The organism is Noviherbaspirillum agri (genome assembly GCF_054780595.1).
The window spans coordinates 1-916 of sequence record NZ_BAAGWA010000042.1; the positions used below are offsets into that span (position 1 = coordinate 1).

The 916-nt window shown below is 59.4% G+C and carries 1 protein-coding gene; it reads right to left on the reverse strand.

Annotation, left to right across the window (positions count from 1 at the left end; all coding sequences use genetic code 11):
* Positions 1–916: calcium-binding protein (locus ACYVIA_RS22260; protein ID WP_460844494.1), on the reverse strand; the 916-nt coding region annotated here is incomplete at both ends.

Below are 916 nucleotides of genomic sequence, written 5' to 3' on the forward strand. Positions count from 1 at the left end.
CCGGTGATGACGTTGTCCAGCGCATTGCCGGTGCCGTTGATGCTGGCGCTGCCGGTCAGCGTCAGGTTCTCGACATTGGCCGTCAGCGTGTAGCTGATGCTCGACTGCACCGTGTCGGTGCCTTCGTTCGCATTTTCAACAACCAGGTCGCCCGCGTTGTCCACCACATAGGTGTCATTGCCTTCGCCACCTTGCATGCGGTCTGCGCCTGCGCCACCGTTGAGAAGATCATTGCCGGCATCACCGAACAACTGGTCGTCGCCAGCATCGCCATTCAACGTATCGTTGCCGTCGCCGCCAATCAGGGTGTCGTTACCCGTATTGCCGTTGATGGTGTCGTTGCCTGCCATGCCATCCAGGATGTTGCTGCCGGCATTGCCGTTGATGATGTTGTTGAGCTCGTTGCCGGTGCCATTGATATTGGCGCTGCCGGTCAGCGTCAGGTTCTCGACATTGTCAGTCAGCGTGTAGGTGATGCTCGACTGCACCGTATCGATGCCCGCATTGACACCTTCGGTAACGACGTCGCCGACGTTGTCGACCACATAGGTGTCGTCGCCAATTCCGCCTTCCATCATGTCGGCCCCCAGGCCGCCATTCAACGTATCGTTACCGGCATCGCCGAACAGCTGATCGTCGCCGGCCTCACCGTTCAATGTGTCGTTGCCATCGCCGCCGATAACGACATCATTTCCAGCGCCTGCATTGACCGTGTCCGCACCGGCACCAGCATTGATGATGTTATTGCCGCTGTTACCGGTAATGACGTTGTTGAGCGTGTTACCGGTGCCGCTCAAGTCTTCCGTACCGGTCAGCGTCAGGTTCTCGACATTGGCCGTCAGCGTGTAGCTGATGCTCGACTGCACCGTGTCCGTGCCCGCGCTGGCCGCCTCGGTCACGATGTCGCCGACGTCGT